Below are 20,255 nucleotides of genomic sequence, written 5' to 3' on the forward strand. Positions count from 1 at the left end.
TAAGGGTGGTGCCCCCCTTTTCGTTCTTACCCTAGTTTTAGCGTTTTGTGCAACGGGGTGCTGGTGACTTCCCGGGGTTTGGTCGTGTCGTTCGGATCTTCGCGGACCCGCGAAAGATCCGAACGACACGGACTAGGTCCGGTCCGGCGATTCCGGCGGCGCGCTGCGAGGGCCTTCTCGTGTGGAGGGCGGTGGTGCGGCGGGGGCTGGTGGCTCCCGCCGTACCGCGCGGTGTGCGCCGGGGCGCTCGTATGCGCTGCCGTACGCCCCCGGCGTGCCCCAGGCGGCCCATGGCGGCTCAGTACAGGATGACCAGCGTCAGCCAGCCGCCCGCGACCAGCAGACAGGCGAAGAGCTCCACCAGCACACTGGTGCCGATCGCCCGCATCACCGTCCGCGTCGACACCCAGGCCTCCCCGTGCCCGCCCAGCCGGTGCCGCTCGGCGCCGTAGATCCCGGCCACGAAGCCGACGGGCGCGCCGATCACCGGGATCACGAAGAAGCCGACGATGCCCGCCGTCCCGGCCAGCAGGAACGTCCGGCGGGTGATTCCCGCCCCACGCATCCGGCGGGCGGGCAGCAGCCATTTCACGGCCTGGTCGAGCAGCAGCAGCGCGGTCGCCCCGACCAGGAAGACCCAGGCCGGTTCGGTCTTCTCGGTCAGCGACCACCACAGGGCCGCGGCCCACACGATGACCGGGCCCGGCAGGCCCGGTACGACCACGCCGACCAGGCCCAGCAGCATCACCAGGCCGCACAGGATCAGCTGCCATGTCGCCATGTCCCCAGGCTGCCGGACGCGGCGGCGGAACGCCCACGGGCCGCGGCGTGGTGTCGCCGTGAAGCCTCCCTGTGGACAATGTGGGGATGAGCCAGCAGGGGGACACACGCGGTCACGAGGACGACTGGTGGGGCGAGTTGTACGACCCCGGTCGGGCCGACGCGGGGCCCGCCGCGGCGACCGACTCCGTCGACGACCGGTTCGACTCGGCCGCCCGCACGCTCGGCTGCCGCCCCGGCGGCGGTGCCGGGCCGCGGCCCGCCGCGGGGGCTCCGTGGGGGCCGCGGGAGGAGGCGGGCGGTGCCGCACCGGGCCCGGACGCCGCCGAGGGAGGTGGCCCGCAGGGGTGGCGATCTCCCGGCGGCGGTGAAGGGCCCGGTGCCGCACCGCCCTCTCCCGCCCGTTCCGCCGCCCGGACCGCGCAGCCGCCTCCCGCCCGGGATTCCGGCACGCGCCCTTCCGCGACGTCCGGCTCCGGCGCCCCGCCCACGGTCCCCTCGCCCGCCGGGCCCGCGGCCCCGGGCCCGGCCCCGGCATCCTCCCGTTCCGGCTCCGGCGCGCCCCCGCCCGACCCCGCCCGGCCCTGGCGGACCGCCTCGGCCGGTTTTGTCGGGAGCGGACCGCCCACCTACGAGGCCGAGCCGACCACCCTGCCGGTCGCCGACCCCGAGGAGCTCGGCGAGCTGGTGCCGGACACCGTGCTGGACGGCGCCCGCTACGGCACCTTCACCCTCCGCGCCGTCTCGCTGCGCGGCGACTCGGCCCGCTACCGCGGGGAGCCCCGCCGGGACGCGCTGCTGACGGCGCGGTTCGGGACCGGTGACGGCGCCCTGGTGCTGGTCGTCGTGGCCGGTGGGGTACGCGCGGCGCCCAGATCGCAGCACGCCGCGCGCGAGATGTGCGAGTGGATCGGCGGCGCGGTCGGCCGCAGCCGTATCCGGCTGACCGAGGATCTGCACACCGCCGACCGCGGCGCCCTGAAGTCCGGGCTGCACCGGCTGACCGCCCGTGGCTACGGCAGGCTGCGCGCCCGCGCCACCACACTCGGCCTGGACCCGGCCGAGTACACCGCCTCGGTGCGTTGTCTGCTGCTGCCCGTCCATCCGGCCTGCCGCACCCGGGCGTTCTTCGGCGCCGGCGGGGGCGGGCTGTTCCGGCTGCGCGAGGGCGGCTGGCAGGACCTGGAGCCCACCCCGGATCCGGCGGCCCCCGCCCACGACATCACCCCCGATGCCCCGGTCGGGGGACCGTTCCTCTTCCGCGCCTGTGTCGCCCGTCCGGGCGACACCCTGCTGCTCTGCGGTGAGGGCCTCGCCGACCCGCTGCGCGGTGAGGCCGCGCTCGCCGACCACTTGGCCGGACGCTGGGCCGGGACCGAGCCGCCGGGGCTCGCCGGCTACCTCGCCGACGCCCAGACCCGGGTGAAGGGGTACGCCGACGACCGTACGGCGGTGGCCGTCTGGGAGGCGTGAGCGCGCCGTCCGTGGGTTGATGGACAGGGATGGACCGGGACGGACAAGGGCTGACGGTCCCCGGTGACCCACGGCGGAAGGGACGAGGCGCGCTATGGGCAAGCAGACGGTCGCGGAGCAATGCGTGGACATCCTGGTGCGCGCCGGGGTGCGACGGCTGTACGGGGTGGTCGGCGACAGCCTCAACCCCGTGGTGGACGCGGTCCGCCGGAACTCCGCCATCGACTGGATCCAGGTCCGCCACGAGGAGACCGCCGCCTTCGCCGCGGGCGCCGAGGCCCAGCTCACCGGTGCCCTCGCCGCCTGTGCGGGCTCCTGCGGCCCGGGCAACCTCCACCTCATCAACGGGCTCTACGACGCCCACCGCTCGATGGCCCCGGTGCTGGCCCTCGCCTCGCATATCCCCAGCAGTGAGATCGGCACCGGCTACTTCCAGGAGACCCACCCCGACCAGCTGTTCCGCGAGTGCAGCCACTACTGCGAGCTGATCTCCAGCCCCCAGCAGATGCCGCGGGTGCTCCAGACCGCCGTCCAGCACGCGATCGGCCGCGGCGGGGTCAGCGTGGTCACCCTGCCCGGGGACATCGCCGCCCGTCCGGCCCCCGAGCGCGCCGAGGAACACGCGCTGGTGACCTCCCGGCCCACCGTGCGCCCGGGCGATACGGAGATCGACGAGCTGGCCCGCATGGTGGACGCGGCGGACCGGATCACGCTCTTCTGCGGCAGCGGCACCGCCGGAGCGCATGACGAGGTGATGGAGTTCGCCGAGCGGGTGAAGGCGCCGGTGGGCCACGCCCTGCGCGGCAAGGAGTGGATCCAGTACAACAACCCCTACGACGTGGGCATGAGCGGACTGCTCGGCTACGGCGCGGCCTACGAGGCCACCCATGAGTGCGATCTGCTGATGCTGCTGGGCACCGATTTCCCGTACGGCGCGTTCCTCCCCGACGATGTGACGACCGTGCAGGTCGATGTGCGCCCCGAACACCTCGGCCGCCGTTCCAAACTGGATCTCGCGGTGTGGGGCGATGTCCGCGAGACACTGCGCTGTCTGACGCCGAAGGTGCGCCCCAAGACCGACCGCCGCTTCCTGGACCGGATGCTGAAGAAGCACGCGGAGGCGCTGGAGGGGGTGGTCCGGGCGTACACCCGCAAGGTCGAGAAGCATGTCCCGATCCACCCCGAGTACGTGGCCTCGGTACTCGACGAGGAGGCCGCCGACGACGCGGTCTTCACCGTGGACACCGGGATGTGCAATGTCTGGGCGGCCCGCTACCTCACCCCCAACGGCCGTCGCCGGGTGATCGGTTCCTTCACCCATGGCTCGATGGCCAACGCGCTGCCGCAGGCCATCGGCGCCCAGTTCCTGGACCGCCGCCGCCAAGTGGTCTCGATGTCCGGGGACGGCGGATTCACCATGCTGTTGGGCGACTTCCTCACCCTCGCCCAGTACGACCTGCCGGTGAAGGTGGTCCTGTTCAACAACTCCTCGCTGGGCATGGTCGAACTGGAGATGCTGGTGTCGGGGCTGCCCGCGTACGGCACCGGCAACCACAACCCCGACTTCGCGGCCCTCGCCGAAGCGGCCGGGATCCACGGCGTCCGGGTGGAGAAGCCCAAACATCTGCGCTCGGCGCTGCGGGACGCGCTGCGGCACAAGGGGCCCGCGCTCGTGGACGTCGTCACGGACCCCAACGCGCTGTCCATTCCGCCGAAGATCAAGGCGGAGATGGTGACCGGATTCGCGCTGTCGGCCAGCAAGATGGTGCTGGACGGCGGTGTCGGCAGGATGGTGCAGATGGCCCGGTCCAATCTGCGCAATGTGCCGCGCCCCTGACCCGCCGCGCGCCGGTGGACCGCCCGCGGTCTAGGGACGTTCTCCCCACTGCGGTGCCGGGGGCCGTGTGGTGGGTTCGGTGATGGGCTTGCCCTTCGCCCAGTCGCGATAGCCGACCTCGAAGGGGTCGTGGTCGAACGTCGACAGCGATCCGGTGTGCCGCACCGGGACGCGGAAGGTCACCTTCACGGGGAGGTAGGAGCGGTCGGTGGTGAGGGTGAAGGCGACCGTGGCGTTCGTGGGCGCCTTTGTGACGTAGGGCCGGTAGAAGAAGCCCCCGTCCCGGTCGGCGGCGAGGGCGCTCAGCGGGGCCCGGCCGGTGAAGACGCGGGTCGTCGCGGTGTTCCGCTGCTGGAACCCGTCGGCCCGGCGCAGCAGTTGGGCGGTGTTCGCGGGGGAGGCGATCCAGCGGGTCTGTAAGGCGTTGCCGACGCGGGTGTCCTTGCTGCCGGACGCCCGGTCGACGACGGTCGTGGGTCCGTAGGCCGAGGTGCCGGTCTCGGCCGGTGTGTTGTCGGGGGTGATCCAGGCGCGGTCGCCGATCACCACCACATCGGGCGGGAACCACGGGTCCTCACCGGGCTCGTAGAGCACATGTGTCGCCGCGGACACGGTGTTGTCGGCCGCCATGTCGATACGGCCGCTCCCGTAGAACTGCGCGGGGTCGCCGATGTTGCGCGCCTTGATGTCGAAGGTCACGAGCCTCTTGCCGGTCATCACCCGGGTGACGGAGGCGGCCACCCGGTCCTGGGTACGGGGCGGCGGTGTGTCGTCGCCCGAGGACCAGGCCCGGAGCGCGAGCACCGCGACGGCGGTCAGGGCGACCCCGGCGGCCGCGGCGCCGATCTGGAGGTTGCGCAGTCGCCGGGTGGTGGGCGGGCGGACGGCCGGCTGCGGGCCCGGGGGAGGGGGCGGGCCGTCCGAGGGGAGGGAGGCGGAGACGTTCGTGGTGCGGATCTCGGTGTCGATCCTGTCCCGCAGCGCCATCCCGGCGGCGACCGGCAGCAGTACGGGCGCGTACGGGCGGATCAGCCGGGTCTTCGTCGCCCGGCAGACCGCGCAGTTGTCGCAGGTCTTACAGGTGTCCAGATGGCGCAGCACGCGCAGCCGCAGCACCTTGGTGAAGTGCTCCCCGTCCCAGGCCGCCTGGTCGAGCAGCCGGGCCAGTTCGGGGCAGTGCGGTCTGCCGTCCCTGGCCAGGACATAGGCGCCGAACCCCTTGGTCAGGCGCCGTTTGTTCTCCCAGGTGTCGTCGTTGGCCTCCTTCTCGCTGACGCCGAGGGCCGTGGCCAGCGCCTTGCCGCGTAGCTGCTGTCGGGTGCTGAGCCGGTAGATCCGCTGCTGGGGTTCGGTGAAGCTGGCGGCGACGATGTCGAGGATGCGGTCGACCTCGGCGAGGCGCCGTCGGCTGGCCGACTCGTACGTGTCCTCCGCCACCTCCGACGGCAGCCCGGCGGATGCCGGACCACGTCCGCGCAGCTCCTCCGAACACCGGTGCCGGGCGATGCCGTACAGCCAGGCGCGCAGCTTATGCGGCTCACGCGGGGGACGCCCCGCGCTCAGATCGCGGTACGCCGCGAGGAAGGCCGCGGCGGCGGCGGACTCGGCGGCGTCCGGATCGTCCGGCAGCAATGACGCGCACCGGTACAGCACGGCATCGGCATGGCGTTCATGGATCCGGGTGAACGCGGCCTCCCGGCCGGTGCGGTCGGGTGCGTCCAGGAACGCCCGCACCAACTCCGCGTCCCCGGCCGGTGCCATGGCCTTTTCGTGATCCACGATTTCCTCCCCCGATTTTCGGGGGAGATTCCGCGCTCTCTCGCCCCAACCCTCCACACGGCAGCGGCCTCCTGGAGGAACCATGAACATCCGGATCGTGACCGGCGTGGTGACCGGTGTCGCGATGGGGCTGGTGCTCCGGCGCGCACCGCGGCTGGTACGGCGGTACCGGACGCACCACTTCCTGCACACGGTCACGCACACCGTCGCCGTCCTCGCCGCCGCACGGCCCAGTGGCGACGACGAGGAACATAGCGTGCGATGAGACGCCGAGACAGTGATTCGGCTGATGTGGGGAGCGCTATCCGGAGACCGGCCGCAGCCGCAGGGTGAGGATCTGATGCGGCCGCAGGGCCAGGCTCAGCCCGGCCGCACCGGCCGCCGCCGGGCGCAGCGGCCGCTCCAGCAGATCGGTCACCTCCGCCCGCGTCACCGGGAATCCGGTGACCAACGTGGACGCCGCCCGGCCGCCGTGCGATTCGTACAGCCGCACCACCACATCGCCGCTGCGGTCCTCGGCCAGCTTGACCGACTCCACGGTGATCGCCGGGTTGTCCACCGAGACCAGGGGCGCCAGCGCCGGGGGACCGGAGGGCAGTGCGCGCAGCGGCAGGTTCAGGGCGAGCCCCCCGGCCACCGCGTCCCCCACCTCCGCGCCCGGCAGCAGGGCGTAGCGGAAGCGATGGGTGCCGAGGTCGGTCTCCGGGTCGGGGCTGTGCGGGGCGCGCAGCAGCGTCAGCCGTACGGTGGTGCCCAGCACCTCCCGCGCGTCCCGGTCACCCGGGTCGCCGTCCGGGACCCGGTGCGCGGTGCGGGTCACCTCGTGGCCGTACGTCGAGTCGTTGAGCAGCGCGGTCCCGTACCCGGGCTCGGCCACCCGCAGCCAGCGGTGGGCGCAGATCTCGAACCGGGCCGCGTCCCAGCCGGTGTTGGTGTGGGTGGCGCGGTCCACATGTCCGAACTGGATCTCCGCGGTGGACACCTGGGCGTGCACATCCAGCGGGAACGCCGCCTTGAGGACCTTCTCCGACTCCTGCCAGTCCACCTCGGTGGCGATGTCGAGACGGTGGCTGCCCGCGGCCAGGGTGAGGTCCTGGACCACCCGCGAGCCACCGAAGGAGCGCACCACCCGGACCGTGGCGCGCAGCGGTCCGGACTCGGTCAGCTCGACGTGCTCCGCCTCGGTGAGATCGGTCCGGGTACGGCGGTAGTGCCGGTCGATATCCCACGCGTCCCACTGGTTGGGGTGGTCGGGGTGGAGCTGGAGGAGGTTGCCGCGGGCGCCGGGGGCCAGCACCTCACGGCCCGCGTCCAGATCCAGCACCGAGGTCAGCAGCCCGTCGGCGTCGATGGTCACCCGCAGCCGGTCGTTGTCCAGCACGATGCTGTGGCCGTCGCTCAGCGCGGTCACCCCCGGCTCGCCCGGGGTGGCGGCGGCCGGCAGCGACGCGGCGCCCAGCCCGGCCACCCGCACCGGCACCGCGGTCCGGCCGTCGCCCAGCGGCTGCGAGGGGGTCTCCGGCGGGAGGGCGGCCGCGGTCTCCGCGTCCACCACGGCCACCTCCTGGCGTTCGTACGGCGAGGAGTTGAGCACCGCGGGACCGCCGCCGCCCAGTGCCGCCACCGCCGTCGCGACGATCCCCTCCAGCTCCGCGAAGACCCGCTCATAGGTCTCCCGCGCCTCGCGGTGCACCCAGGCGATCGACGAACCGGGCAGGATGTCATGGAACTGGTGCAGCAGCACCGTCTTCCAGATCCGGTCCAGGTCGTCGTACGGATAGGCGTAGCCGGGCGCGTGCAGCGCGGCCGCGGTGGCCCACAGCTCCGCCTCGCGCAGCAGATGCTCACCACGCCGGTTGCCCTGCTTGGTCTTGGCCTGGGTGGTGTAGGTGGCCCGGTGCAGTTCGAGATAGAGCTCACCGGACCACACCGGCGCCTTCGCCCCGTACTCCCGCTCGGCCTCGGTGAAGAACACCGACGGCTTGTGGATCTCCACCCGCGGTGAGCCCTCCAGCGAGCCCAGCCGCCGCGCCTTCTCCAGCATCTCGCGGGTGGGGCCGCCCCCGCCGTCGCCCCAGCCGAACGGCACCAGGGAGCGGGTGGCGAGCCCCTTGTCGGCGAAGTTGCGCTCCGCGTGGGCCAGTTCGCTCGCGTGGAACTGCGCGTTGTAGGTGTCCACCGGCGGGAAGTGGGTGAAGACCCGGGTGCCGTCGATCCCCTCCCACCAGAAGGTGTGGTGCGGCATCTTGTTGGTCTGGTTCCACGACAGCTTCTGGGTGAGGAACCACTTCACCCCCGCCAACTTCGCCAGCTGGGGGAACGCGGCCGTGTAGCCGAAGGAGTCCGGCAGCCAGATCTCCTCGGTGTCCACCCCCAGTTCCTCCAGGAAGAACCGCTTGCCGTGCACGATCTGCCGGGCCAGCGCCTCCCCGCCGGGCATATTGGCGTCCGACTCCACCCACATCGAGCCGACCGGTGCCCAGTTGCCGTCCGCCACCGCCTTCTTGATCCGCTCCCAGATATGCGGCTGATTCTCCTTGACCCATGCGTACTGCTGCGCCTGGGAGCAGGCGAAGACCAGCTCGGGGTAGTCGTTCGCGAGCGCGGTGACATTGGCGAAGGTGCGGGACGCCTTGCGCACGGTCTCGCGCAGCGGCCACAGCCACGCCGAGTCGATATGGGCGTGTCCGGCCGCCGAGACCCGGTGGGCGCTGGCGTGCGCGGGACGGCTGAGCGCTTCGGCCAGTTCGGCGCGGGCGGCGGCCGCCGTACCCGGTACGTCGTGCAGGTCGAGGGCGTCGAGCGCGTTCTCCAGGGCGCGCAGGATCTCATGGCGGCGCGGCCGGTCCGCGGGCAGTTCGCGCATCAGCTCCGACAGCACCTCGATGTCCAGCACCAGATGCCAGACGTTCTCGTCGAGGACGGCCAGATCGGCCGAGGCGAAGCGGTACAGCGGGCGGTCCCCGGCGGTCAGTACGTCGCCCAGCCGGGTCGGCGTGAACCCGTCGCGCAGCACCGCGGGGTTGGCGGCCGCCTCCAGCAGCAGCCGCACCGGTTCGCCGCCCTCGGCGGGCGCCGCGACGGGGATATGGCGGTTGCGCGGGTGGATGCCCTTCAACGGCACCCCATGGGCGTCGTACACCAGCCCCTCGGCCTGGAACCCCGGCCCGTCACCGGAGAATCCGGGGTCGATGACGGCCTCGACCCGGCGCCCGGCCCACTCCGCCGGGACCGCGCCCTCCAGCCGGAACCACCAGGTCGACCAGGGCCCGCCCCACTCGGTGCCGGTCTCGAACCGCTCGTACCCGGCCTCCAGCGCCTCCCCGACCGGCACCGGTTCGCCCGGCGCCCGCCAGGCGAAGAGCGCCAGCGGCACCCGCTCCGGATACTGGGCGGGCCGGATGAACTGCTCCAGCGCCCGGTCCAGGCGTCCTTCCACCAACAGTCGGTCGTCGTGCATCACGGCTCCTCGGGCTCGGCGCTGAGCGGATCACTCCCAACAGTTCCCTCGGTGTGTGGGCCGCAACACGCGGGCATGCATCCCGTGAGCGTGTTCGACGGCATTCAACGCTGGACGCCCGCCAGGAACGGGCGGCCGGGGCGGGGGAGGATGAAGCGTCAGCGTGTACGGCCGGACCGGTCGCCGGTCGGCCGGCCGGATCCGAGGACGAAGGCTGCGGAGGCTGTCCAGGTGGAGCGTGGCCCGGTCCTCAGCAGACGATTGGCGCGGGACGAGCTGGCCGCGGTGGCGGAGGTCCGGGCGGGGCTGCGGGAGCTGCTGCGGCACTGGGGCGGGCCGGGCCGGGCCGATCTCGCCGAGCTGCTCATCAGCGAGCTGGTGACCAACGCGCTGGTGCACACCGGCCACGGGGCGCAGGTCACGGCCACCGTGGGGGACGGCCCCGCGGCGCGGGTCGCGGGCCGATTACGGGTGGAGGTACGGGACTTCGACGCCCGGCATCCGACGCTGCGGGCCCGCCCGCCGGAGGACGCCACCTCCGGGCGCGGGCTGCTGCTGGTGCACTCGCTCGCGGACGCGTGGGGTGTACGGACCCATGGGGTGGGCAAGGCCCTGTGGTTCGAGCTGGCGGCCGACGGCATCGTGGAGTGACAGCGGAACGGCCGCCGGCGGGCGGCGGCGACGGCGGGGGAGTGCCCCGCCGACCCCGCCGCCCGCCGGTGTCGGCACTCAGCCGAAGGCGCGCTCGATCTGCGCCAGCTTCTCCTCCAGCGAGTCCAGCCGGGGGAGGGTGAGGGTGTCGTCCTCGGCGGTGAGGTCGACGGTGCGGGAACGGTCGGCTCCGGCGTCCTTGTCCCTGTCCTTGTCCAAGGGACCGTCCTGGTCACCGAAGCCGAAGCTGAAATCCCGGTCACGGTTCCAGTCCCCGCTGTCGGAGTCACCGGCGGTCGCCGACTGGAGGGCGGGTCGGGAGGAGGACGCGGACAGCCGCGTCGGTTCGGCGTTTCCCGCCGGCTCCAGCACCTTGTCCCCTAGGGCGGGTATGGCAGGCTCCGAATTCAGCTGCGCCGGACGGTCGGTGGTGACGGCGACGTCCACCTGACGGCCGCCGCGGCGGCCCCACGCCCGGTGCTGCCGGTTGAGCGCGCGGATCCGCGCCCGGTCCAGCCTCTCCTGCTCACGCTCGCGCTTGCGGCTGGTCTCCTTCTCGCGGCGGTCCTCGCGGACCTCCTCGACCGCCTCGTCCAGCGTCCGCACGCCCTCGAGCAGCATCAGCGACCAGGCCGCGAAGGTCTCACGGGGCGCGCGCAGCCAGCGGACGATCCGGATCTGCGGCAACGGCCGCGGCACCAGGCCCTGTTCGCGCAGTGCCGAGCGGCGGGTCTGCTTGAGCGCGCGGTCGAAGAGGACCGCGGCCGAAAGCGACATGCCCGCGAAGAACTGCGGGGCGCCCGCGTGGCCCATCCCGCGCGGTGCGTGCACCCAGTTGAACCAGGCCGCGGCGCCCGCGAACATCCACACCAGCAGCCGCGAACCGAGCGCCGCGTCACCGTGGCTGGCCTCGCGCACCGCGAGCACCGAGCAGAACATGGCGGCGCCGTCCAGGCCGAACGGGACCAGGTACTCCCAGCCGTCGGTGAGCGCCAGGTTCTCCCGGCCGAAGCCGACCAGACCCTGGAAGGAGAGCGCGGCGGCCACCCCGGCGCAGCAGAACAGCAGTACGTACGAGGCCATCCCGTAGATGGCCTCCTTGCGCCGACGGCGCTCCTCGCTGCGCTCCCAGGAGTCCACGGCGGCGCCCTCCGCCTTCTTGTCATTGCGGCCGCGGGCGAGGATCACCACGGCCCCCACGACACCGAGGAGTGCCACGAGGACCGGCAGGGCCCAGCCCAGCGATATGTCGGTCAGTCTCATCCGGTGCCCCTAGCCTCGCTTCCGTGAAGTTCTGGCCGCAGTGCGGCCTACACGCGCGACATCCTGTCGGAATCAGGCCCGGCTTCGAGCGGTTTCCGGACAAGAGGCCGCCAAGTGGGCGGGGGGACACGCGGATAGGTGCGTTACGGTTCGAACGCTCGCTCTGTGCAAGCGGCTTGATTCTATTCACGGAACCCGATCACGGGTAATCCGTACCTCAGTTCGCCGCCCGCCGGGCGATCCGCTCCGCGTCCGCGGTGCGCGGACAGGTCAGACATGGCTCGTCCGGCCGCAGGGTGTAGAAGAGGCAGCAGCTGGCCCGGTCGCGGGTGACGGCCGGTCCGCCCCCGGCGCCCGCGAGCGCCCGGAACGCGGCCCCGGCCGGATAGAGGTCGCCGGGCCCCGGCAGCAGCGCCGTCAACTCGCCGACCGCGCGCCGCTCTTCGCCCAGCAGTCCGCCGACGTGCCACAGCCCCTCGGTGATCTCGTCCGCGGCCATCCGCCACAGGGCGCGGCTGCCACGGCGCATACGTGGCCGGAAGCCGCCGAGCACCGGGCCGAGGTGTTCGGCCGCGGCGGTGCGGAGTCCGGCGCGCAGCGCCTCCTCGTCCGGAACGGTGCGGGCGCCGGGCAGCGCGGCCGCCGGATCGTCCGGCAGGCACGCGAACTCGCCCATGCGCACCGCGATCCGGCCCCGGGTCCGGTACGACACCTGGCCGACCGTCAGCCGGGGCACCCGCCGGTGCAGGAACCACGGCACGGTGAACAGCAGACAGATATGCCAGGCGTAGCGGTGCAGCCCGAACCCGGCGATCACATCGGGCCGGGCGCCCGGTCCGTGGTCGCGCTCCACCTGCGCCGCGTCCCAGGCGAGGAAGGCGTCGAGCGCGGGTCCGCCCGCGGCGAGGTCCGCCGCGTGCACCCAGCCGCCGCCGGTGGCCGGTACCGCGTCGGCGCTCACCGTGACCGCGCAGGACGGCAGGACCGACGCCAGCCGCTCGTACGCGCCGAGCACCGCGTCCGCGCGGGCGGGGCAGGTGCGGGCGGGTTCGGTATGGACCGGGCGGAGCGCGGGCACGGACATGCGGGACCACCGATTCGCGGAAGCCGAGCTAGGTTAGCCTAACCTTACTTGATGGTGTCCGGGCTTTGACCTCACACGGCGGCCGCATATCGTTTCGATGGCATGTCAGGAGGACCCGAGTGGAGCAGGCCCAAGAGGAGGCGGCAGCCGAGCCGCAGCCCCCGTCCGGTGTGCCCGCGGCGCGCCGGTCCCCCCGGCGTCACTCCGTCCGCGGGCAGATCCTGCACGCCCTGCGGGACGCGCTGGTCGGCGGTGAGCTGACCCCGGGTGAGGTCTACTCCGCCCCGGCCCTCGCCGAGCGCTTCGGCGTCTCGCCCACCCCGGTGCGGGAGGCCATGCAGCAGCTCGCGGGTGAGGGGGCCGTCGAGGTCGTCCCCAACCGCGGCTTCCGGGTCGCCCGGCGCAGCGCGCGCGAGCTGGCCGAGCTGGCCGAGGTCCGCGCCCTGCTGGAGGTCCCCGTGATGCTCGGCCTGGCCCAGGCCATCGCGCCGGAGCGCTGGGCGCTGCTGCGGCCCTTCGCCGAGGCGACGGCGGCCGCCGCCGCCAAGGGCAGCCGGGCCGCCTATCTGGAGGCGGACCGCACCTTCCACCAGAGTGTGCTGAGCCTGTCCGGAAATCAGCAGCTGGTGATCGTCGCCGATGAGCTCCACCGCCGTGCCCAGTGGCCCCTGGCCTGCGGCCGCCCGGTGCGCACCGCCGACCTCCTGGCGGACGCCGCCGAGCACACGGCCCTCCTGGACGCGCTGGCCGCCCGCGACCTGCACACGGTGGAATCCCTGGTCCGCGAGCACTTCACCAGCGGAGCCTGACCGGCCCCCGGCCGGGGCCCGGATGTGGGGGTGCCGGGCGGCCCCCCACGGATCGCCCGGCACCCGGCCGACGACCCCGTGGTGTCTAGGGGCCGTGGCCGTCCAGAGGTGTGGTGTGGCCTAACTGCTCGGCCAGCCACACCGGGACCCCGCCCAGCAGCCGCACCAGACGGCCCGCCTCGGTGCGCATCCGTTCGGCCTCCTCCGGCTCCGTCTCCACATCGGCCAGGGCGGCCAGGGCCGGGGCGATGCCGACCAGGTAGCCCAGCTCCTCCCGGATCCGGAGCGATTCGGCGAAGCCGTGCCGGGCCTCGGGGAGATTGCCCTCCTCCTCGGCCATGGCGGCCAGATGGCGCCAGGTGAACGAGGTGAGCAGGACGTCGCCATGGGCCTTCGCGCCCGCGTGGGCGCGCTGGAAGGCGGCCTGGGCGCCGGTCGGGTTGTGGGCGAGGTGCTGGGAGATCAGCCCGCGCCGGAAGTCCAGCAGCGGGCGGGTCGGGGAGCCGGGCGTCAGCAGCGCCGCCGCGCGGCCCAGCGCGGTGCGCGCCTCGTCGGCCCGGTCGCGGACGCTCAGCAGGGTGGAGACATACGCGAGATAGCCCCGCTCGCACGCGATGGCGCCCCGCTCGGCGTCGGTGAGCGCCAGCGCCTCCGCGGCGCGCAGCGCGTCCTCGGCCGCGTCCCATCCGCTGGAGGTGTACATACACCGTTCGGTCAGGATGACGCTGCGCTTGAGCGCGGCCGAGGCGTCCTCCCCGGCGTAGGGCGTGAGCAGTTCGGCGGCGTCCTTCCAGAGGCCGCGCGAACGCAGCCGCCAGACCGCCGTGTCGAGCGGGGCGTCCCCGCCCCCCGTGGGAACGTCGGAACCTATCTCGGAATCAGAATTTGACGATCCAGGTGGTGACATGGCGGTGTCCGCCACATTGCCCTCCCCAAGCGCGCCATCGAGCCGGAAGCCGTGAGGCGAATCTCAGCATGAATGCGAGGGCGCGGCCAAGGGGTTGGTGTGAACCAATTCACAAACCCCTGACCAGGGCGGTGGCTCCTTGGCGCACCGATGGGGCGCGAGGGTGCGTACGGGGCTCGTGGGAGCTTGTCGGCTTATGCCGGGGCTCGGCCGGCGGCCCGTTCGTCAGCTCATGCGCAGCGCGAGGAAGAAGTCCAGTTTGTCCTCGAGTCGGGACAGTTCGCGCCCGGTCAGCTGCTCTATCCGGCCGACCCGGTAGCGCAGGGTGTTGACGTGGAGGTGCAGCCGTGCCGCACACCGCGTCCACGAGCCGTCGCATGCGAGGAACGCCTCGAGGGTGGGGATGAGTTCGGCGCGATGACGCCGGTCGTACTCGCGCAGCGGATCGAGCAGCCGGGCCGTGAACGCGCGGCGGACGTCGTCCGGTACGAAGGGGAGCAGCAGGACGTGCGAGGCCAGCTCCTGGTGACCGGCGGCGCAGACCCGGCCCGGGCGGGCGGCCGCGACCCGGCGGGCGTGCCGGGCCTCCTCCAGGGCGCCGCGCAGCCCGTCGGCGGAGGGGACGGCGGCGCTCACCCCGAGGGTCAGCCGCCCGTCGCCGTCCAGCCCGCGGGAGAGCGGTTCGCGTACGGCGGCGAGCAGTATGTCCGCGTGCAGCCCGGCGTCGAGGGCGGGGCCGGACGGGGAGGCGCCAGGGGCATCCGGAACATCCGAGGCGTCCGGGGCCTCCGGATGAGCCGGAAGCGGTACGAGCGCCACCGCCTCCTCACCGGTGTGCGCCACGGCGATCCGGTCCGAGGGCTCGGGTCCGGTCGCCTGCGGATCGACGAGGATCTCCTCCAGCAGCGCCTGGGCCACCGGCCCGCCGGGGACGCCGCCGTCCGCGGGGCCGTCCGGGACGGCCTGCCCGTGCTGGCTGTCCTGCCCGTTCTGGCCGTTGTCGCCGTTTCCGGTGAATCCCCACTCCACCCGGGCCACCACCACCTGCCAGTGCGGCGCCGCGCCGAGCCCGGGGAGCAGTACCGGGGCGGCCACCCGCAGCCGGGCCGCGATCTCGGCGGGCGGGGCGCCCGTCTGGACCAGCTCCAGCACCTCCTGGGCCAGCCGTCGCCGCACCGTACGCGCCGCGTCCCGCCGGTCGCGCTCGACCGCGATCAGCTGGGTGACCCCGTGCAGCAGATCGAGCCGCTCCTCCGGCCAGTCGCCCGCGTCCGCGGCGACCGCCAGCAGCCAGTCGGACAGGACGGTGTCGCGCACATCCGCGGACTCACCGCCGCGGATGGGGAAGAGGGAGTAGACCGCGCCGTTCGCCGCGGTGACCCGCTGTGGGCCGCGCCGTCCGGTGCGCCGCGCGGCGAGGAGTTCACCGGCCAGCTCGGCCCGGATCTCCGGCGGCAGCTCGGAGGAGGGGCCCGGGGCGTTCGGCCCCGCGATCCGGCGGCCGGTGGAGGACAGCACCCAGGCGGGCAGATCGAGATCGGAGCCCAGCAGGTCAAGGACGACTTCGGGGCCGCCGCCCGCGGGTCCGGAGGTCATCAGCCGCCGGTGCCGGTCCACCACCGCCGCGAGGTCCCCGGCCCGTTCACCGGAGACCTGGCGCACCACATGCTCGGTGATCGACGCGAACGAGACATCCTCGACCACCGAGAACAGCGGCAGCCGGTGCTGTGCGCAGGCCAGCACCAGATCCTCGGGCACCGAGCCGAGCTCCGCCTCGCCCGCCGCGAGACCGGCCACCCCGGCGGCGGTCAGGATCCGTACGAACCGCTCGGAGTCGCCCGGCTCACGCCGCCAGGCCAGTCCGGTGAGCACCAGCTCGCCGCCGGACAGATAGCGGCTGGGGTCCCGCAGATCGGTGGTCATGACGCCGCGGACGGTGCGGTCCAGCTCGTCCTCGCCGCCCAGCAGGCGAAGGCCCAGGACGTCGGTCTCCAGCAGTGCGCGCAGCCGCATGGTGAGGCCAGCCGATCTCGTTCGTGTCACCGGTCGAATACCGCGAGGATTCCACTCCCCGCTCTTCGTTCGAATCTACAAGACCAGCCCGCTGGCCAGCCAACTGCTTCATGCCTTCGGTGACTGCACCAGGTGGCCCACAGGTCGGTCTACTGGCGGTAAGCCGCGTGCAGAGTTCTTGGGGGAAGCCGGGTCTCCGTCCTCCCGCCCCCGCCCCGCCCACCCGATCCGAGAAGAGTGACCGATGGACTTTCTGCGCCCCGCCGGCTGGCGGGAGGCGCTCGCCGCGAAGGCGGAGCATCCCACGGCCGTGCCCATCGCGGGTGGCACCGATGTCATGGTCGAGATCAACTTCGACCACCGTCGCCCCGACCGCCTGCTGGATCTGAACCGCATCGGCGAGCTGACCGAATGGGAGGTCGGCGAGCGTACGGTCCGGCTGGGTGCCGGTGTCCCGTACACCCGGATCATCGAGGAGCTGCGCACCGAGCTGCCGGGGCTGGCGCTCGCCTCGCACACCGTCGGCTCCCCGCAGATCCGCAACCGCGGCACGGTCGGCGGCAACCTCGGGGCCGCCTCGCCCGCCGGGGACGCCCACCCCGCACTGCTGGCCGCCGGGGCCGAGGTCGAGGTGGAGTCGGTGCGCGGCACCCGGCTGATCCCGGTCGAGGAGTTCTACACCGGCGTCAAGCGCAACGCCCTGGAGCCCGATGAGCTGATCCGGGCGGTGCGTATCGAGAAGGCCGACGGACCGCAGCAGTTCTCCAAGGTCGGTACGCGTAACGCGATGGTCATCGCGGTGTGCGCGTTCTCCGTGGCGCTGCATCCGCGCACCCGCACCGTCCGCACCGGTATCGGCTCGGCCGCGCCCACACCGATCAGGGCGCGGGCGGCGGAGGACTTTCTGAACGCCGCGCTGGCCGACGGCGGCTTCTGGGACAGCGGCGCCGTCATCACCCCGTCGGTCGCCCGGCAGTTCGCCGAGCTGTGCTCCGGCGCCTGCAATCCGATCGACGACGTCCGCGGCAGCGCGGCCTACCGCCGCCACGCCGTGTCGGTGATGGCCCGCCGCACGCTGGGCTGGACCTGGCAGGCGTACCGCGAGGGGAACGGGAGGACCGTACAGTGCGCGTGAATTTCACGGTCAACGGGCGGCCGCAGCAGGCCGACGACGTCTGGGAGGGCGAGTCACTGCTGTACGTGCTGCGTGAGCGGATGGGGCTACCGGGCTCCAAGAACGCCTGTGAGCAGGGCGAATGCGGATCCTGTACGGTCCGCCTCGACGGTGTTCCGGTCTGTGCCTGTCTGGTCGCGGCCGGTCAGGCCGAAGGGCGCGAGGTGGTCACCGTCGAAGGTCTGGCGGAGTTCGCCGAGCGGCGCGAGGCCACCGCGTCCGACGGTCCGGGGAGGGCGTCCGGCACCGGTCTGGACGAGGCCCGGCGCTGGCAGCCCGGCGCGGGTGGCACCACTCCGCTGGCCCCCGTCCAGCAGGCGTTCATCGACGCCGGGGCCGTCCAGTGCGGCTTCTGCACCCCTGGACTCCTCGTCGCCGCCGATGAGTTGCTGGAGCGCAACCCCGAGCCGTCCGACGCCGATATCCGCGAGGCCCTGTCCGGCAATCTGTGCCGCTGCACCGGTTACGAGAAGATCCTCGACGCGGTCCGCCTGGCGGCCGCCCGCACCGGGGAGGAGAGCTGACCATGGGAGCCGGACCCACCCCCGGAGGGGTCACCCAGACCAGCAGCGCCACCAGGGGCGCCATCGGCGAGTCCACCCTGCGCCCCGACGGCACCCTGAAGGTCACCGGGGAGTTCGCGTACTCCTCGGACCTGTGGCACGAGGACATGCTGTGGGGCTTCACCCTCCGCAGCCCGCACGCCCACGCCGAGATCCGGTCCATCGACACCGCCGAGGCGCTGGCCGTGCCCGGGGTCCACGCCGTGATGACACACGACGACCTCCCGGCCGCCACCCACTACGGGCTGGAGATCAAGGACCAGCCCGTACTCGCCAAGGACCGGGTCCGCTACCACGGCGAGGCCGTGGCCATCGTGGCCGCCGACCACCCCGAGACCGCCCGCCGCGCCGCCGCCAAGATCAAGGTGGAGTACGCGGAGCTGCCGCCGGTCGTGGACGAGGCCACCGCCACCGCCGCGGACGCGCCCGTACTCCACCCGGGCCGCTCCGACCACCACGCCGCTCATGTGCCGCACCCCAACATCGTGCACCGGCAGCCCGTCCGGCGCGGCGACGTCATCGCCGCCCGCGCCCGCGCCGATGTGGTGGTCCGCCGCGACTACGAGGTCGGCATGCAGGACCAGGCGTTCCTGGGCCCGGAGTCGGGGCTCGCGGTACCGGCCGAGGACGGCGGTGTCGACCTCTACATCGCCACCCAGTGGCTGCATGTGGACCGTGACCAGCTGGCGCCGGTCCTGGGACTCGCCGCCGATCAGGTGCGGCTGACGCTGTCGGGCGTGGGCGGGGCGTTCGGCGCCCGCGAGGACCTGTCCATGCAGGCGCACGCCTGTCTGCTGGCGCTGCGCACCGGCCGTCCCGTGAAGATCGTCTACAACCGCTACGAGTCGTTCTTCGGCCATGTCCACCGGCATCCCGCCAAGCTCACCTATGAGCACGGCGCCACTCGCGACGGCCAGTTGCTCTACGTCCAGTGCCGCATTGTCCTGGACGGCGGGGCGTACGCCTCTTCCTCCCCGGCGGTGGTCGGTAATGCCGCGTCCCTGGCGGTCGGCCCCTACGTCGTCGACCATGTGGATGTCGAGGCCATCGCCCTCTACAGCAACAATCCGCCCTGTGGTGCGATGCGCGGCTTCGGCGCCGTCCAGGCGTGCTTCGCCTACGAGGCGCAGATGGACGCCGTGGCGGAGGAACTGGGCCTGGACCCGGTCGAGTTCCGGCAGCGCAACGCGATGTCCCAGGGCGCGCTGATGCCCACCGGACAGGTGGTGGACTCCCCGGCGCCGGTGGCCGAACTGCTGCGCCGCGTCAAGGCGATGCCGATGCCGCCCGAGCGCCAGTGGCTGGCCGCCGACGCCTCCGCCGATGTCCGGGCGCTGCCCGGCGGGCTGTCCAACACCACCCACGGCGAAGGGGTGGTGCGCGGAGTCGGCTACGCGGTCGGCATCAAGAACGTCGGCTTCTCCGAGGGGTTCGACGACTACTCCACCGCCCGGATCCGGCTGGAGGTGATCAACGGCGAACCGGTGGCCCTGGTGCACACCGCGATGGCCGAGGTCGGTCAGGGCGGTGTCACCGTGCACGCCCAGATCGCCCGCACCGAACTGGGCGTCAGCCAGGTGACCATCCTTCCCGCCGACACCCGGGTGGGCTCGGCCGGCTCCACCTCCGCCTCCCGCCAGACGTATATGACCGGCGGTGCCGTCAAGCACACCTGTGAGGCGGTGCGCGAGGTGGTGCTGCGGCGCGGCCGGGAGCGGTCCGGCTCCTACCACCCCGCCTGGGCCACCGCCGAACTGCTGCTGGAGGGCGGCAAGGTGGTCACCGACGGCGGTGAGGTGATCGGCGATCTCGCCGAGATCGTCGGCGAGGAACCGATCGAGCTGGAGCTGGAGTTCCGGCACCGCCCCACCGAGCCGTTCGACCTGGAGACCGGACAGGGCTTCGGCCACGTCCAGTACTCCTTCTGCGCCCATCGCGCGGTGGTCGAGGTCGACACCGAACTGGGCCTGGTGAAGGTGATCGAACTGGCCGCCGCCCAGGACGTCGGCAAGGCCCTCAACCCGCTGTCCGTCGTGGGCCAGATCCAGGGCGGCTCCACCCAGGGGCTCGGCCTCGCCGTCATGGAGGAGATCGTGGTCTCCGACGGCGCCCGGGTCCGCAACCCCTCCTTCACCGACTATCTGATCCCCACCATCCTCGACACCCCGACCATCCCGGTGGACGTCCTCGAACTGGCCGACGACAACGCCCCGTACGGGCTGCGCGGGGTCGGCGAGGCACCCACCCTCTCCTCCACCCCGGCCGTCGTGGCCGCCGTCCGCGCGGCGACGGGCCTCCCCCTGAAACGGGTCCCGATCAGGCCGGAGCATCTGACGGGCACCTGACCCCCCACCCGACCCCCACCCGATCCCCCGCCCTACCCTCACCTCACCACCTACCGGGCCGTCCCCCGGGTCGTGGATGCCAGCACACCATCCCAACCCCCTATGACACTTGGGAGT

At 72.9% G+C, this 20,255-nt stretch carries 15 protein-coding genes; 8 read left to right on the plus strand and 7 right to left on the minus strand.

All coding sequences use genetic code 11. The annotated features are described in order from the left end of the window. Positions 1 to 298: 298 nt before the first annotated feature. On the minus strand, positions 299 to 781 hold the full coding sequence (locus AB0C66_RS24170; protein WP_362442222.1) for a DUF456 domain-containing protein: 483 nt from the start codon (positions 779 to 781) through the stop codon (positions 299 to 301). Positions 782 to 867: 86 nt separating this feature from the next. Between AB0C66_RS24170 and AB0C66_RS24175 the strand changes: the two genes are divergently transcribed. Together AB0C66_RS24175 and AB0C66_RS24180 are read left to right on the plus strand one after the other, a co-directional pair. Further along, positions 868 to 2,253: a protein phosphatase 2C domain-containing protein gene (locus tag AB0C66_RS24175; RefSeq protein WP_362442225.1), complete on the plus strand. Its 1,386-nt coding sequence runs from the start codon at positions 868 to 870 to the stop codon at positions 2,251 to 2,253. Between the two features lie 94 nt (positions 2,254 to 2,347). Next, the gene (locus AB0C66_RS24180) at positions 2,348 to 4,090 is read left to right on the plus strand and encodes a pyruvate dehydrogenase (protein WP_362442228.1); all 1,743 of its coding nucleotides are present in this window, start codon (positions 2,348 to 2,350) and stop codon (positions 4,088 to 4,090) included. Between the two features lie 30 nt (positions 4,091 to 4,120). Here the strand turns inward: AB0C66_RS24180 and AB0C66_RS24185 are convergent, their stop codons facing one another. Then, on the minus strand, positions 4,121 to 5,869 hold the full coding sequence (locus tag AB0C66_RS24185; protein ID WP_362442230.1) for a hypothetical protein: 1,749 nt from the start codon (positions 5,867 to 5,869) through the stop codon (positions 4,121 to 4,123). An 82-nt stretch (positions 5,870 to 5,951) separates the two neighbouring features. Here AB0C66_RS24185 and AB0C66_RS24190 point away from each other — a divergent pair, with 82 nt between their 5' ends. Next, positions 5,952 to 6,134 (plus strand): hypothetical protein, encoded by a 183-nt coding sequence (locus AB0C66_RS24190; protein WP_362442233.1) that lies wholly within the window; start codon positions 5,952 to 5,954, stop codon positions 6,132 to 6,134. Between the two features lie 36 nt (positions 6,135 to 6,170). On the opposite strand, the gene AB0C66_RS24195 is transcribed toward AB0C66_RS24190, so the two are convergent. Beyond that, positions 6,171 to 9,329 (minus strand): glycoside hydrolase family 38 C-terminal domain-containing protein, encoded by a 3,159-nt coding sequence (locus AB0C66_RS24195; RefSeq protein ID WP_362442236.1) that lies wholly within the window; start codon positions 9,327 to 9,329, stop codon positions 6,171 to 6,173. Between the two features lie 231 nt (positions 9,330 to 9,560). Between AB0C66_RS24195 and AB0C66_RS24200 the strand changes: the two genes are divergently transcribed. Further along, positions 9,561 to 9,980, plus strand: coding sequence for an ATP-binding protein (locus tag AB0C66_RS24200; protein WP_362442239.1), 420 nt, complete (start codon positions 9,561 to 9,563; stop codon positions 9,978 to 9,980). Positions 9,981 to 10,058: 78 nt separating this feature from the next. Here AB0C66_RS24200 and AB0C66_RS24205 read toward each other — a convergent pair whose 3' ends face one another. Beyond that, complete coding sequence (locus AB0C66_RS24205) at positions 10,059 to 11,243, minus strand: DUF2637 domain-containing protein (protein ID WP_362442242.1); 1,185 nt, start codon at positions 11,241 to 11,243, stop codon at positions 10,059 to 10,061. 217 nt (positions 11,244 to 11,460) lie between these two features. Beyond that, positions 11,461 to 12,327, minus strand: a complete 867-nt coding sequence (locus tag AB0C66_RS24210; RefSeq protein ID WP_362442245.1) for a (2Fe-2S)-binding protein — start codon at positions 12,325 to 12,327, stop codon at positions 11,461 to 11,463. Between the two features lie 119 nt (positions 12,328 to 12,446). Between AB0C66_RS24210 and AB0C66_RS24215 the strand changes: the two genes are divergently transcribed. Beyond that, on the plus strand, positions 12,447 to 13,136 hold the full coding sequence (locus AB0C66_RS24215; protein ID WP_362442248.1) for a GntR family transcriptional regulator: 690 nt from the start codon (positions 12,447 to 12,449) through the stop codon (positions 13,134 to 13,136). Positions 13,137 to 13,221: 85 nt separating this feature from the next. Here the strand turns inward: AB0C66_RS24215 and AB0C66_RS24220 are convergent, their stop codons facing one another. Together AB0C66_RS24220 and AB0C66_RS24225 are read right to left on the minus strand one after the other, a co-directional pair. After that, positions 13,222 to 14,043 (minus strand): hypothetical protein, encoded by an 822-nt coding sequence (locus AB0C66_RS24220; protein WP_362442633.1) that lies wholly within the window; start codon positions 14,041 to 14,043, stop codon positions 13,222 to 13,224. A 225-nt stretch (positions 14,044 to 14,268) separates the two neighbouring features. Then, a complete protein-coding gene (locus AB0C66_RS24225; RefSeq protein WP_362442636.1) occupies positions 14,269 to 16,056 on the minus strand; it encodes a PucR family transcriptional regulator ligand-binding domain-containing protein in 1,788 nt (595 codons plus the stop codon). A gap of 244 nt (positions 16,057 to 16,300) precedes the next feature. On the opposite strand from AB0C66_RS24225, the gene AB0C66_RS24230 reads away from it, so the two are divergent. The 3 genes from AB0C66_RS24230 to pucD are packed head-to-tail and all read left to right on the plus strand — an operon-like array spanning position 16,301 to position 20,138. Further along, positions 16,301 to 17,191, plus strand: a complete 891-nt coding sequence (locus AB0C66_RS24230) for a xanthine dehydrogenase family protein subunit M (RefSeq protein WP_362442251.1) — start codon at positions 16,301 to 16,303, stop codon at positions 17,189 to 17,191. Beyond that, complete coding sequence (locus AB0C66_RS24235) at positions 17,182 to 17,754, plus strand: (2Fe-2S)-binding protein (RefSeq protein WP_362442254.1); 573 nt, start codon at positions 17,182 to 17,184, stop codon at positions 17,752 to 17,754. Before AB0C66_RS24230 ends, AB0C66_RS24235 begins: the two co-directional genes overlap by 10 nt. Positions 17,755 to 17,756: 2 nt before the next feature. Next, positions 17,757 to 20,138 carry a xanthine dehydrogenase subunit D gene (gene pucD / locus AB0C66_RS24240; protein WP_362442257.1) on the plus strand — a complete coding sequence of 794 codons (2,382 nt, stop codon included), beginning with the start codon at positions 17,757 to 17,759 and terminating at the stop codon, positions 20,136 to 20,138. Positions 20,139 to 20,255: the final 117 nt, after the last annotated feature.

The sequence above is a fragment of the Streptomyces sp. NPDC048636 genome (genome assembly GCF_040650655.1).
Taxonomy (GTDB): domain Bacteria; phylum Actinomycetota; class Actinomycetes; order Streptomycetales; family Streptomycetaceae; genus Streptomyces.